The sequence below is a fragment of the Flagellimonas sp. genome, from assembly GCF_965233845.1.
In the GTDB taxonomy this organism is placed as follows: Bacteria; Bacteroidota; Bacteroidia; order Flavobacteriales; family Flavobacteriaceae; genus Flagellimonas.
Genome location: NZ_OZ247584.1, coordinates 1,243,955 through 1,257,875, shown reverse-complemented (window position 1 = coordinate 1,257,875; position 13,921 = coordinate 1,243,955). Strand labels below are relative to the sequence as shown.

9 protein-coding genes are annotated in these 13,921 nt (G+C 41.0%); 7 read left to right on the top strand and 2 right to left on the bottom strand.

The features are described from left to right. Positions 1–1,434 (bottom strand): RagB/SusD family nutrient uptake outer membrane protein, encoded by a 1,434-nt coding sequence (locus ACO6S0_RS05580; protein WP_422351010.1) that lies wholly within the window; start codon positions 1,432–1,434, stop codon positions 1–3. Between the two features lie 17 nt (positions 1,435–1,451). After that, positions 1,452–4,484, bottom strand: coding sequence for a SusC/RagA family TonB-linked outer membrane protein (locus ACO6S0_RS05575; RefSeq protein WP_422351009.1), 3,033 nt, complete (start codon positions 4,482–4,484; stop codon positions 1,452–1,454). Between the two features lie 756 nt (positions 4,485–5,240). Between ACO6S0_RS05575 and ACO6S0_RS05570 the strand changes: the two genes are divergently transcribed. From ACO6S0_RS05570 to ACO6S0_RS05540, 7 genes are all read left to right on the top strand, one after another. Next, positions 5,241–5,492 (top strand): helix-turn-helix domain-containing protein, encoded by a 252-nt coding sequence (locus ACO6S0_RS05570; RefSeq protein WP_422351008.1) that lies wholly within the window; start codon positions 5,241–5,243, stop codon positions 5,490–5,492. Between the two features lie 447 nt (positions 5,493–5,939). After that, positions 5,940–6,188, top strand: a complete 249-nt coding sequence (locus tag ACO6S0_RS05565) for a hypothetical protein (protein WP_422351007.1) — start codon at positions 5,940–5,942, stop codon at positions 6,186–6,188. Between the two features lie 199 nt (positions 6,189–6,387). Further along, positions 6,388–8,151 (top strand): restriction endonuclease subunit S, encoded by a 1,764-nt coding sequence (locus ACO6S0_RS05560; protein WP_422351006.1) that lies wholly within the window; start codon positions 6,388–6,390, stop codon positions 8,149–8,151. Then, a complete protein-coding gene (locus tag ACO6S0_RS05555; protein WP_422351005.1) occupies positions 8,148–9,722 on the top strand; it encodes an AAA family ATPase in 1,575 nt (524 codons plus the stop codon). Before ACO6S0_RS05560 ends, ACO6S0_RS05555 begins: the two co-directional genes overlap by 4 nt. Continuing rightward, positions 9,719–10,612 (top strand): hypothetical protein, encoded by an 894-nt coding sequence (locus tag ACO6S0_RS05550; protein WP_422351004.1) that lies wholly within the window; start codon positions 9,719–9,721, stop codon positions 10,610–10,612. Before ACO6S0_RS05555 ends, ACO6S0_RS05550 begins: the two co-directional genes overlap by 4 nt. A gap of 2 nt (positions 10,613–10,614) precedes the next feature. Continuing rightward, a complete protein-coding gene (locus tag ACO6S0_RS05545) occupies positions 10,615–12,429 on the top strand; it encodes a hypothetical protein (RefSeq protein WP_422351003.1) in 1,815 nt (604 codons plus the stop codon). Between the two features lie 3 nt (positions 12,430–12,432). Continuing rightward, on the top strand, positions 12,433–13,893 hold the full coding sequence (locus ACO6S0_RS05540; protein ID WP_422351002.1) for a type I restriction-modification system subunit M: 1,461 nt from the start codon (positions 12,433–12,435) through the stop codon (positions 13,891–13,893). Positions 13,894–13,921: the final 28 nt, after the last annotated feature.

Below are 13,921 nucleotides of genomic sequence, written 5' to 3'. Positions count from 1 at the left end.
TCAATATCCCGGGTTCTGTGGCAATAGGTTGGGATTGGTCTCCAATTCATTCTCCGGGATGGGAAGCAGGAGGTCCGTGGACTGCCAATTGGGCTTCAAATTGCCCAATACTTCATCCGCCCTTCCCGTTCGCGCTAGATCGAACCATCGATGGCCCTGTTCCGTGAACAGTTCCAACCGACGTTCCTTAAGGATGGCATCCATGAGGGCGTTTTCGGTCGTTGCAGTAGTATTGGAAAGCCCTGCCCTGTTTCTTATGGCATTGATATCCGCTTGTGCCCCTGTGATGTCCCCGCGCCTTAACCTGGCCTCTGCCCGTATCAGCACCTGCTCCGCAGATCGAAAAAGAATGGAATATTCAAGGGACTCCGTTTCATTGATTCCTGCCCTGTACTTGGAAGGATAATACAGGGTGACAGTATTGTCCGAATCCGAAATACTGCCGATCCATTGAATCGACCTTTGGTCGCCCGGTTCAAATGCCTCCAAAAGGTCTTCTGTCAATGCATAGGTCTGACCGGGAACCGCCTGTATGATCAACTGTTCCGCCTCCCTGGTGTTCCTTGGAAATTCGGCATCCGCCTTTAATTCCCAAATGGTCTCCGGGGAACTCTTTAGGAACACCCCGGCCAGGTCCGCCTCCAATGGGAAGGCATTGATAAGTTGGGTTGCCACTGTCTCTGCTTTTTCCCAATTGCCCAAGTGCAGGTACAGGCGCGACAATAGTGCCATGGCTACGTATCGGTCGGGGTATATCCGCCCACCGGTCTCCGGCCCAGCGTCCTCGAAAAGTGCCAAGGCCTCTTCCAGGTCCATGATACTTTTTTCCTGGGCTGTCGCACGAGCCAAACGGGATATGCTGTTGTTCTCCACATAATCTGTGGTGGTCACATAGGGAATGTCCCCAAAAAGGTTGGCCAACAGACTGTGGAGATAGGCACGCACAAATAGTGCCTGTCCCACGTACAGGTTCTTTTCCTCCATACTAAGTTGTCCAGAGGTACTTGCCCCATTGATGATATCATTGGCCCCATAGATCAGTTGATAAGCCTGCCCCCACCACTCGGCCATGATACCGTTCGCCGCAAGGACGTTGTGCTGGTACAACTGGGAATGGTCCGCATTGAATCCGTAATAGTCCAGTTCATCGGCATAAATGCCGATTACCGGGGTGAGCCCATTGGCGCCCGAAACCATACCCTGTTCGCGCATGCCGTGATAAAGGTTGGCCAGGGCGGATTCCACTGTGGCAGGATCATCGAATACGGTCTCGGAGACCAAGGTGTTCTTTGGGGGGTCCACTTCCACAAAGTTGGTGCAACCGTTGAGCAGGGCCAACAGAACAACCAGAAGGGTACATCGGGCCGAGATGTGGGTTGTCGTACTTTCCGAATGGAATCTTTCTCTATGTTTCTTATGTTCAATTTGTGTCATAATGTTATTGTTTTAGGTTAAAAACTGACTTGGAGTCCCAAGGAGATCTGTCGCAATGGGGGCAAACGTGTACTTGAGGGCTGTTCGGGGTCAGGGCCATTGTAATCCGTGATTGTCCAAAGGTTCTGCCCTTGCAGGTACACATTGATATCCAATCCCTCATCAGGGGATGGGAACTTATAGTTCAGGGAAATGTTCCTCAAACGGACAAAGGATGCATCGGAGATTGCGGCATTGCTCTCTTGCTGGCGTGCACCGAGGTCCTCGCCACCGGACAGTCCCCCAGAGGCCCTTTGAAAGGGTGCCATATCACCGGCAGCCTGCCATCTGTCATACAGCTCCGCAGGAGTGTTCCCCTTATAGCCAGGTGTTGCGGCAAATCGAAGGGTATTGTAGGCCATCTGTTTCTTGAACTGGAAAAATACATCCAGTGTGAGGTTCCCTAGGACGAGGGTATTGCCCAATCCCCCATACAGTTCTGGGGCCAGGTCCTCGATCCATTGACGGTCTTCCGTACTGCTGATGTCCCCATCCCCATTATAGTCCTCGAAGGTATAGGCCCCAGTTTCCGGATCGACGCCAAGGGCGTGGTACAATAGCACAATGGTAAGGGGCTGGCCAATGACATAGCGATTTGCAAATGTGGATGTCTCCAGTCCGTCAAAGGCGACCAACTTGTTCTTTGGCACGGTAAGGTTAAGTGTGGTGGACCACCTGAACTTCCCACCGCGGATGTTGGCACTGCTCAGGTCCAGCTCAAAACCAGTATTCTCCACTATCGCATCGAAATTACCGGTCAGTTGTGAAAAGCCCGTTGTCGCCGCCAAGGGAATCCCGCTGAGCTGGTTGGAGGATCGGTTACGATACCATGAGGGGTTAAGCCTCAACCTGTCCTTAAAGAAACCCAGCTCTAGGGCCACTTCGAACTTATTGTTCTCCTCCCAACCAAATCTGGGATTGAATATGCCCGTTGGTTCCAAAATGGTCGTACCGTCATAATTGTTCCCTGAAACACCATAGGTCTCCAAAAACCGGTAATCCCCTATATTGTCACTTCCTGTGGTACCGAGGCTGGCCCGAAACTTGCCAAAGCTCAATGCGGACCGCTTCCCGAACAGGGCCTCTTCCGAAAAGATCCAGGCGAGCCCTATTGCACTGAAATTCCCGAACTGCTTGCCAGGCCCGAACCGGGACGACCCGTCCCTACGTCCGGTCACATTGAGGATGTACCTATCCAATAATTTGAGATTGGCCCTCCCAAAAATGGCATTGTATTTGTAATCACTGTCGGAATCGGCAATGATCTGGAGGCTCTCCGCCGCCGATAGATTACGTATCAGGGCATTGTTTGGAAATCCCAACCCCCGTTGCACCAGTTGTTCGGATGTTTCCTGTTGAAAGGTGGTTCCCACCAGAAGGTCCAAGGCGAACTTGTTCCAGTCCTTGTGCCAGTTCAATTGGGGCTCCACGATCCACGTATTCCTTTTGGAGGCGTTGGTGGTAAGGTTGGAATAATTCTGTGGCGTGACGCCCAGACCCGGGTTTCGGGCCGAACTGGGCATGGCACGGTACGAGTCCAACCGATAGCTGGAAATGCCCAATCTGGAACTGAGGTCCAGATTTGGCAGTATCGTATAGGACACAAGGGCATTGGAGACCAAGGTATTTGAAATGGCGGCATAGTCCTCTTCCAAGGAGGCGATCGGGTTGTCCCAACTGTTGTTCTCCCAATTGATGTTGCCCTCCCCGTCATAGAGTGCCGGGGCATTGGGCTCCAGGGTATATGCCTTGGCCGTAAAGTCAACGGTCGGCATTTGGTTGTCCTCATGGGCAAAGCTTGTGGAAAGGTTGATCTTGAACCGGCCATTTCCGGACCTATGGTCCACATTGCTGTGCAGGTTGGCCCTCTGATACCTGGAATTCCCTGGGAAAACCGTGGTTTCCTTTTGGTAGGAGCCACTGACCAGGAACTGGGTCTGGTCGTTCCCTCCTGAAACAGAGAGTTGGGCATTATGGCGGTAAGCGGTTCCCCCGATCAGCTCCTCTTGCCAATCGGTTTGGCGTTCATTGTCCCAAAGTTTCACATCGGGCCAGAAAAAGTCGAAATCCGGGATTTCCAAAAGCTCCGCAAACCCATCATTGGAAATGCCTTCCCTTCGTACTTCCAGGTACTGTTGGGTATCCATCAGGTCCAAGAAATGGGAGACCTTTCCCAAAGTGGTACTGAGGTGGGCATCAAAACGTGTCCTCCCTGCCCGTCCCTTCCTGGTCGTGATGAGCACCACCCCATTGGCCCCTCGGGAACCATAGATGGCCGTGGCATCGGCGTCCTTGAGCACCTCGATGCTTTCGATGTCATTGGGGTTGATGGCATTGAGCGGACTGACGTTCCCACCAAGGATCCGGCCCGAGACCCGGGATGCACCCAAGGATTGTGAGCCAAAGGGCACCCCGTCCACGATGAAAAGCGGATCCGCAGCACCACTGAGAAAGTTCCGGCCCCTGACCTCGACGGAAAACCCACCACCCGGGAGCCCGGTGGATTGGACTATGTTCACCCCGGACAAATGCCCCTGCACGGCCGCCAAGGGGTTGCCCACGGGCTGTTTTTCCATGGTCTTGGCCTTGATTGTGGCGATATTTCCGGTGCGCTCCTTATCCGAAACGGAATAGTAGCCCGCATTGAGCACCACCTCGCCCAACTGGGTCACATCTTCTTCCAGTTGTACGTGCACCATCGTTTTGCCCGCAATGGGCACGCTTAGGGACTTGAACCCCAATATGGAAAACACCAAGGTATCATTTGATTCTGCTTGAACGGTAAAGGAACCGTCAAGTTCCGAAATGGTTCCCACACCTGTTGATACCACTTGGATGTGCACCCCGGCCAATGGCTGGCCCCCAGTATCGGTGATCGTACCGGGGATTATGGCCTGTAGTGTCACCGGTACACTACGTGCCAACAGCTTTTCGGCAAATAAGGTGGACACCAACAGATAAAGGATTAGGAATAAGGGTATCCTACCCGAGAAATTCATTGATTTTTTCATAATTTTAAAAGGTTTGACTATTTTTTTGAGATGGATTGGACCGCCCTCCATATACCCGTCAAAGTCTGTGGAGGGTTTTGTCTTCCCTATGGTCAAAGCGGCCAAGGGCAAGTATCTGGACAAAGGCCATCCTGTCCAAGGTGTCGTGTGCCTTGGAAATGGGATTCCTTAAAAATTTGTGGCTATTATTTTGTGTTGGGCCGGTTGCCCAAAAAATGAAGTCTTCAGTTATGGGACAAAGGGATATTGATTACCGGAAAATGTGCAGCGTGAATCCCATAACTATAGCCAAGGGTGGATCAAATGGGGTTTTTGGGTTTTTTCTTAAAAAGGATATCGAACACCGATAGCGTTGTCCCAAAAATGGAACAGGCCTGTGAAACGATTTCTTTTAAAAAATTAGACCCAAATTTTCCCATAACCCTATTGGTTGGGCGATGCCCCGAAAAAGACCAAAAGAAACCAAACGCTAAGAAAAAGTTGGGCATGGAACTCAACTTACCGAATGGAGGTACTGGTATACCTGTGCAAGAATAAGAGAGCCCACGCCCGGGTCGTGAGCAAATCTACTTATCATCCCGTGCACCAAAAATTACCAGTTTTCCATCCGAGATTCAAAGCGATTGCTTCCAATATTGTCAATACGAACAATCGCAAAAATATCAACTATTGTTAGTTGAATGGTTCGAATATATGAAAATAATCACATTTATGTGATTGTCATTGGATTTTTTTCTGATTCATTTTGAATCTCACATGAAGAAAATAAAGAATAAAGAACTTCTTACCAGTATTTCGTTGGCTCTAAAAGAACTTCGAGCCGAAGAAGGATTGACTCAGCAAAATGTTAAAGATGATACCGGTATACATATAGGAAGAATAGAGACCACTACCAATGACCCTTCTTCAAGTACAATTTTTGAATTATGTAAATATTTCAAAATCCCGCTTTCAGACTTTTATCAAAGATTAGAGGAAATCAATCCAAAATTGAAGATTAAAAAATAAGAGATAGTTCTTTTTACTAAAAACCTCAGTTTTAGTTGCCTTGCAGGTTTTGTATCCATTTTTATTGAAAATTCTTACATTTAGTTCCTATTCTTTCCCAAAAATTTTAATAGTAATTTAGGACTACTATGGTTTAACTTCAAATGGAAAACTTGGTTATAGTTGGCTACTTTGATGATGAATGCTTAGGAAAGTTGTGGATATATACGAGTTATGTGTTACAAATAAATGAACAATACATATAGATGACCTACGTCCTGAATAGCTTTGGAATCAAAGCCCACTAGTTTTTTTGTTTTATGTAACTTTTCAGTTTTAAAATATCTCTATTAAAAAATTACAACTAGAGCCACCGACTTGAACAAAGAAAAATTGTTTAACCATGGTTTTTTTTCAACTCTCTGAAATAAAGGGAATTATAATATTTTTTATTAAAAATACCATAAAATGACTCAAACGAATAACCTAACCCCAGAACAAATAGTGTGTGACCGAATAGACCAAGAGCAGCGTCATGCAGGAGTGGTTATTCTAGATAATAAAAAGCTTGATTTTAGTGCTACTTTAGGGATTGCAATTAAGGAGTATCAGACAGAAGTCACACCGGCTGATTATGTCTCATTTGTTGACAGAAAACCAGTTAGAATAATCGAAGTAAAAAAAAGAGTAAGAAGGACAAAATCTAACCGTTGTTAAAAGTCAATCACTTGCTTATGCAGCAAGTAAGCAGAAATATTTCAATGATGTCCCACTTTCTTACAAATCGAAAAAAACGATTTGGTCTACAGTCCTTTTAAAGCCAAAGGTGGTATCATGAAAATGTGGAATCTTTTTGGGGGACGGTATGGATGAACTAGTTAATGAGCAGAATAAAAAAGTGTTAGCCTAGATGGAAATGAAATATAACATCCCTAGTAATTGGGTAATTGTTAAGTTAGATGAAATATGTAAAGTAGTTACAGATGGAACACATAAAACACCAAAATATATTGATTCCGGTGTGCCCTTTATTTCTATCGCCAATATCCGTCCATTCGAAGAAATAAATTTCAAGAAATACAAAAAGTATATCTCTAAAGAAGAACATGAAGAACTTTCGAAGAGGGCAAAACCAGAATTTGATGACATACTATTTCCGAGGATCGGGACTCTTGGTTATGCAAAAAGAATTGATTTTAACTATGAAGTATCAATTTTTGTCGGGCTTGGTTTGATAAAACCATTTAAAGAATTCGTTAGCCCTAAATTATTGGAATTTTACTTGAATACCCCTTTTGTAAATAAATATTCATTTGAAAAGGCTACTGGAACTGGAAGACTAACATTGCCTCTTGAAGAAAGTAGAAAACTTCCTGTAACGCTCCCCCCACTTAACGAACAACACCGCATAGTATCCAAAATCGAAGAACTTTTCAGCGACTTGGACAATGGCGTGTCTAATCTCAAATTGGCACAAAACCAATTAAAAGTCTATCGACAGGCGTTGTTGAAACAGGGTTTTGAAGGAAAACTCACCCAGCAATGGCGCAAAGAAAACAATCCTGAGTCCGCAGAAAAGCTGCTGGAACGGATTAGAACAGATCACCATCAACGCTACCAACAAGAACTCAAAGACTGGAAAGCTGCGGTCAAGGAATGGGAGAAGCAGAGTAAGAGAGGAAGGAAACCTAGGAAGCCCAACAAACCAATTGAAGTAAGTAATTTAAACTCGGAGCTACTTTTAAACAAAGCTAAATTACCCACATCTTGGCTATATAACGTTCTAATTTCAGTTATTGAAATGCCCAAATATGGGACATCAAGAAAGTGCACATACGATAACAGTGGAACCGCAGTTCTTAGGATTCCTAATCTAAAATCAGGTATCATAGATGAAGAGGATTTGAAGTACGCGTTTTTTACCGAAGATGAGAAAGAGCCATATCTTTTAAAAGAGGGTGATATTTTAACAATACGTTCAAACGGAAGTGTGGATTTAGTTGGCAGATGCTCTATAATCAGGAAAATGAATACTGATAAATTATATGCTGGTTATCTTATTAGACTAAGACCTTTAGCCAATATTGTTGACTCAAGATACTTGCTTAATGTTTTGGAATCTCAGGATTTAAGAACTCAAATTGTATTAAAAGCTAAATCTACAAGTGGAGTTAATAATATTAATTCAGGTGAATTGTCCAGTCTAATTATTCCATTGTGCTCAAAAGGTGAGCAAACGAAAATCGCAGATTTGATTGAATCTCGGTTTTCGGTAATTGACAATCTTGAACTAACAATTGAATCTGGCCTTCAAAAATCAGAAGCCCTTCGGCAATCTATTCTAAAAATGGCCTTTGAAGGAAAGTTAGTCCCCCAAGATCCTAAAGATGACCCTGCGTGGGAACTGCTCAAACGCATACAGGCAGCAAAGAAAAAGTATCTGGAAGAGCAGAAACAATTGAAGAAAAGAATACCTAAAAAAACTAAGAAGATGATTAAAGAACTGAGCATTGAAGAAGTACTCGCAACTTCCGACAATCCTATGCTTGCCATAGATGTATGGCAAAAGTGTAAGCACAAAGAGAATATTGAAGACTTCTATAAAGAGCTGAAAGAAATACAGTCGAAAATCAAAGAAGTGAAAAAAGGCACTGAATCTTTACTAAGCCTAGCTAAATGAGAATAGATAAAGTGCATATCAAAACGCGGTTCAAGAATCTGCAGGATTTTCAGATTGATATAGATGCTGGAGAGCGGGAAACTGTATTACTAGGGTTAAATGCCACGGGGAAATCAAATTTTTTGGAAGCCTTGGTTCTTATTTTTAGGGATTTAGATTTTGAAAATGCACCAAAATTCGATTATTATCTGAAATATGAATGCAAAGGACATCAAATTGAAATTGATGCGGTTAATGGCACTTATAATTTCAAAATAAATGATTCGCCTTTAAAGTCAAGGACATTATTTTTCAGGAACAAAGGCCAATATCTCCCTAAACATATATTCGTCTATTACTCAGGGATCAATAATAGAATGAAAGAACTTTTTAATCCCCACTTGAAAAAATATTATGACTCGATAACAAAGGAAGGAGCGACATATTCTGAGTTTAAAGAAATACCAAGGTTATTCCTGGTTGATAATATTCACGGAAGCATGGCTTTAATTGCTTTTTATCTTTTCAAACATAGAGAAGCGGACACTCTGAAATTCCTTCAGGAAGAATTGGGAATAAAGGATTTTGGGTCTGCATTGTTTGTCTTAAAAAAGCCCAGGTGGGCTAAAGAGAGCTTGCAATCAGATATGTTTTGGGGTGCAAAAGGCTTGGTAAGAAGATTCTTGGAGGACCTATTTAGGTTTTCGCTTGCTCCAATTCATCATGAAGAGACTGTTTATGTAGACTATAAAAAAAATGAAAAACAGGAAAGATGGTATTTGTATATAAAGGATAAAAACACATTTAATGATTTAAAGTCGCTCAAATATGCAGATAAGATTGACTTCTTTAACGCACTAAACAGCTTAGAAATTTCTGACTTGATTCATGACTTACATGTAAATGTGGTTAAAGAGGAAGATAATATTGAAATTCCAAATAAAGAATTAAGTGAGGGCGAGAAACAATTGCTTACTGTTTTGGGAATGTTAAGATTTACCAGAGATGATGATGCTCTTATACTTTTAGATGAACCTGACACCCATTTAAACCCTATTTGGAAATGGAAATACTTGGAGTATATCGATAGAGTAGTTCAAAAGCCAAAATCAACTCAAATTATTTTTTGTTCGCACGACCCATTAATTATAGGTGCAATGGAGAAAAACCAAGTCCAGATTTTCAAAAGAGATAATCAAAAAGCGAGGACTTATATAACAAAACCTCTAAAAGACCCGAAGGGATTGGGTGTAAGTGGGATTCTAACCAGTGACCTCTTTGGTTTACCCTCTGTGTTGGATATACCTACTCAAGAAAAATTAAACAAAAAGAGGTTCTTACAAGGTAAAATAATGAGAGATGAATATTCTGAGCTTGAAAAAGCAGAATACCTGAAATTAAAAAAAGAATTAGATAATCTGGGATTCTATGAAGAATCAGAAGACTACTGGTTCAAACAATACATCAAGGAAATGTCTGAAATTGAGTCTTTTCAAAAAGTTGAATATACTGATGATGAATTGACTGTGCTAAAACAACAAAGCAAAAAGGTGGCTGCGAAAATTGTTGAAGCAAAAAAGAAAGGCAAATGAGATTTATAGATATTACACAACTTATAGAAACATTTGATAGAATTAAGGGCACAGGTGCTTTTTCTTCATGGGAAGATAAAGCAAAAAACCATCTGGATGCGTTAAAATTACTTGACAAGGAAGAAAGGGCTAAATACTGGTCAAAGAACAACATTTGGGGTGAATTATATCCAGTACTTTCCGAATTGTCTGGTGATAAATGTTGGTATACTGAATCCAAAGAAAATTCAAGTGAATGGCATATTGATCATTTTCGCCCAAAGGCAAAATCAATTGACGAAAATGGTGATAAAATATTGGATTGTGGTTATTGGTGGCTATCATATGACTGGAAGAACTTCAGACTTTCTGGATCATTAGCAAATTTACTTAGAAAGGGCCGGTTTGAAGAAGGTGAGGATGTGTTCGGTAAAGGCAATTATTTCCCCCTTTGTGATAAAAAACAAGTAGCTAAAGAAAATGATATGTTTTGCAAAGGAGAAAGACCTTTACTTCTCGACCCCACTAATGCAAGAGATGTAAGTTTGCTTGGTTTTGATAGAGACGGTTTGCCTTACGAAGTTTATAATCAAGAGGATGATCCAATCAAGTATTTAAGAGCTTCTATCACTATTAAGTGCTATGGCCTTAGTCATAAATCATTGGTGCGTGGCAGAGCAAGTGTTTGGACAAAATGCTCTTTGGTTGTTCAAGAAACTCAAAACGCCTTGATGTTAAACAAAGGTGATATTGCCAAAATTGACGAAATCATGGAGGTTTGCTTTAACAACTTAGCAGTCCTTGCACGTAGAACCAAGCCCCATTCTATAGTAGTATTTAACTATGTTAAAACAAAGTCTAAAGAAAAAGAATTTGAATGGCTTGAGGATGCGTTAATTGCAATTGCTTAATTATGAAACTCGAAGCATTAAATAGAACCTACATTGAGCAAGCTGCAGCCATCTTAGATCGGGAAGGAATTCCAAAAAACTATGTTTGGAGTCAATACCATGTAGTGGTTAATGGTAAAGAGTATCCGTTTAAACACCTAGTAAGAACTGCTTATGAACTAGCTACTGCAGAGCAATTGCAATTTCAATCCAATGAATCGTACCGTAGATATATTGAAAATGAATTAGGGTTTGAATTTCGATATTATGAAGGAGGGTACAATTTCTTCACCAAAGAAGAATTAGAGTTTTACAGCTCCATAGTTAATACGGATTACCGAAAATCAAATCCGGCACATCAATACTATGGTCAAAAACTCTATTCTATCATTGCCAAAGCCAAATATTGGGCAGAGCAAATTTTAATAGAAGGCTTTAGGTTAAGGCAAGATGGAAATTGGCTCAATGGTCATGTAGCTCGAATAAAACCTTACTTTTGGCCAAGAATATACTCTGGTGAAGATGAAGATGTGTTTTTCATGGTTGTTGTAAATGGCTCTGATGAATTCATCGGTTATAAGTTGGATGGCTATTTCGAGACCACAAAAGCACTTCCCAGCTACAAAATCAAATTACTTGAAGAGTATAAAGCCTTAATCAATTGGGAATGGCCAAGAATTTCATTTGATCAGCTAGAAGAATACAATTGGGATAGACTTATTTCCGAAAGCAGGGCATACGTCAAGAAATATTTACCACATCACAATCACTTAAAGAAGTTACTTTCTAAAGAATCTAAAATTGCTCGCATCATTTGGAATACCAGCGGCTGGGTAAAGCCATCCGGTTTGACTGGCAAATCAACCAACGTAAGTTTTGAGAATGAACACGGTTTCGGTCATGAAGAATGGTTATTTGATGGGGATAAAGTAATTGATGGATATAAATATGGATTTTTAGAACCTATCCATAAATTTCGTTCAAAATATGAAGGACAGGTTTTTGACATTATGCTTTATACCCGGGATGCAGAATCAAACACAAGTTTTTGGGTTGTCAATCTCAAAGACGTAGAAGTCCTTTTGCCAGAAGAATCCGAAAAGATATTAGCTCATTACAATAAAGAAGGTTGGTATGATGAAATGAAAGCCGACCTATATAACCTCAACCTTGATTCCAATCAGTTAGATGCTTGGGTAAAAGAAAGTGCGGAACAATTGTTCAATGTAAAATTTAAGGCTTCCCAGCTCAATGAAATTCCAGCGGACCTACTTCCTGTTTTGGATGATAATGAAATCCCATCCAATCGATACACCCTGATGGATATGCCTTCGGGTCTAAATGAGAAAATTGAAATCGAAATAAAAACAGGGTTTTCATTTGAAGACTCTGGAAGCGAGGAAGCAGATCTTGGCACAAAAAGCAAAAGAACAGCGAGAAAGAGAGAAATTGAACTTGAGTTAAAACATAATATCCTTCAAACCAAATTCCTGGAATATCTTCAAAAAAAGTACGGCAAGGCAATTGTGAAACGGGAGTGTACGGCTTACGGGGCATCAAGAATAGACGTTGCCAGAAAAACCGACACAGGTTACATATTTTATGAAATCAAAACTTATAATAGTTTAAGAAGCTCCATCAGAGAGGGCATTGGGCAGTTACTGGAGTATTCTCTATATCCCAATGTGAATGAAGCCGAATGTATTGTCTTGGTTTCACATTTGGCACCATCAGACGAAATTAGGACCTATCTTAATCATTTAAAGAATTTTATTAAGCTTTCTTTTTCATATATCCATTTTGATATTCAGCAAGAGGAAATAATTTTAGAAATATAGCTTATGGCAACAAATAACTTAGTAGCAAAAATATGGTCATTCTGTGACACTCTTAGAGATGATGGACTTGGATATGGTGACTATTTAGAGCAATTGACTTTTCTACTGTTTCTTAAAATGGCGGACGAAAATAAGAGTGAATATAACTTGCCTAAAAGATGCGATTGGCAAACTATTTTAACGAGTGTGCAGATTATAGAAGATTACCAAAATCTTCTAAAAAACTTATCTAATGCTGGCGGAATGCTAAGTAAGATTTTTGCTGGTGCACAGAATAAAATTCATGATTCAGTAAAACTAAAAAGATTAATTAAGCTTATTGATGGTGAAAATTGGACCAATCAGGACATAGATATCAAAGGAGAAATCTACGAATCACTTCTACAGAAAAATGCAGAAAACAGTGGTGCTGGACAGTACTTTACTCCTCGGTCTGTTATTTCTACGATAATAACCTGTATAGATCCAAAACCTATGGAAACGATTGCCGACCCTTCTTGTGGTACAGGTGGATTCTTTCTTGGTGCTTTGAATCATTTAATTGAAAAGGCATTATCAAAGCAGGAAGCTGAGTTTCTAAAATTCAAGGCATTTCATGGATGGGAAATTGAGAAATCTACGGCCCGATTGTGTTTAATGAACCTCTTTCTTCATGGTGTAGGTGACCTTAAAGAAACTCCCGACATTCAAGTTACCGACAGTTTGAAACGTGGAACTAATGGAGAAATTGAAGAGAATGAAAAGGTTACGATTGTTTTGGCGAATCCTCCATTTGGAGTGAGTAGTAGTGATATTCCAACCATTGATGTAGAGCGGTCTAAAAACGATGGTTATTTTCTTAGAAAAGATTTCTGGGTAACAACGAGTAATAAACAGTTAGCATTTTTACAACATATTGTAACAATGTTGAAAGAGAATGGTCGTGCAGCAGTGGTTCTTCCTGATAACGTACTATTTGAAGGAGGAGCCGGAGAAACCATTAGAAAAAAACTTATGGAAGAAACTAACCTGCATACGATTTTGAGGCTTCCAACTGGGATTTTTTATGCTCAAGGTGTAAAGGCAAATGTTCTCTTCTTTGATAAACCTCAAGAGCCCGTAAAATCAGCAACTAAGGAAGTTTGGTACTATGATTATAGAACAAACATTAACCATACTCCCAAAAAGAACCCTTTAAAATCTACTGATTTAAAAGAGTTTATTGAATTATATAACTCTGCTAATCTTGAAAAAAGAAAAGAAACCTGGTCTCAAGAAACTCCACAAGGTCGTTGGCGAAAATATTCTTATGAAGAACTTCTAACTCGTGATAAAACGAACCTAGATGTTTTTTGGCTACGTAATGATAGTATAATAGATTTAGACAATTTACCCGACCCAAATAATTTAGCTCAGGAAATTGTTGAAAATATTGAAGATGCCTTAGAAAGCTTTAAAAGGGTTGCATTAAAGTTAGAAGATTAGGCAAGCTCAAACCATAACATAGCCAAGT

Excerpts from the sequence above, each read along its gene's own strand:
- ACO6S0_RS05575 (WP_422351009.1), bottom strand. The coding sequence starts at position 4,484 with ATGAAAAAATCAATGAATTTCTCGGGTAGGATACCCTTATTCCTAATC.
- ACO6S0_RS05540 (WP_422351002.1), top strand. The coding sequence starts at position 12,433 with ATGGCAACAAATAACTTAGTAGCAAAAATATGGTCATTCTGTGACACT.
- ACO6S0_RS05565 (WP_422351007.1), top strand. The coding sequence starts at position 5,940 with ATGACTCAAACGAATAACCTAACCCCAGAACAAATAGTGTGTGACCGA.
- ACO6S0_RS05570 (WP_422351008.1), top strand. The coding sequence starts at position 5,241 with ATGAAGAAAATAAAGAATAAAGAACTTCTTACCAGTATTTCGTTGGCT.
- ACO6S0_RS05560 (WP_422351006.1), top strand. The coding sequence starts at position 6,388 with ATGAAATATAACATCCCTAGTAATTGGGTAATTGTTAAGTTAGATGAA.
- ACO6S0_RS05550 (WP_422351004.1), top strand. The coding sequence starts at position 9,719 with ATGAGATTTATAGATATTACACAACTTATAGAAACATTTGATAGAATT.
- ACO6S0_RS05580 (WP_422351010.1), bottom strand. The coding sequence starts at position 1,434 with ATGACACAAATTGAACATAAGAAACATAGAGAAAGATTCCATTCGGAA.
- ACO6S0_RS05555 (WP_422351005.1), top strand. The coding sequence starts at position 8,148 with ATGAGAATAGATAAAGTGCATATCAAAACGCGGTTCAAGAATCTGCAG.
- ACO6S0_RS05545 (WP_422351003.1), top strand. The coding sequence starts at position 10,615 with ATGAAACTCGAAGCATTAAATAGAACCTACATTGAGCAAGCTGCAGCC.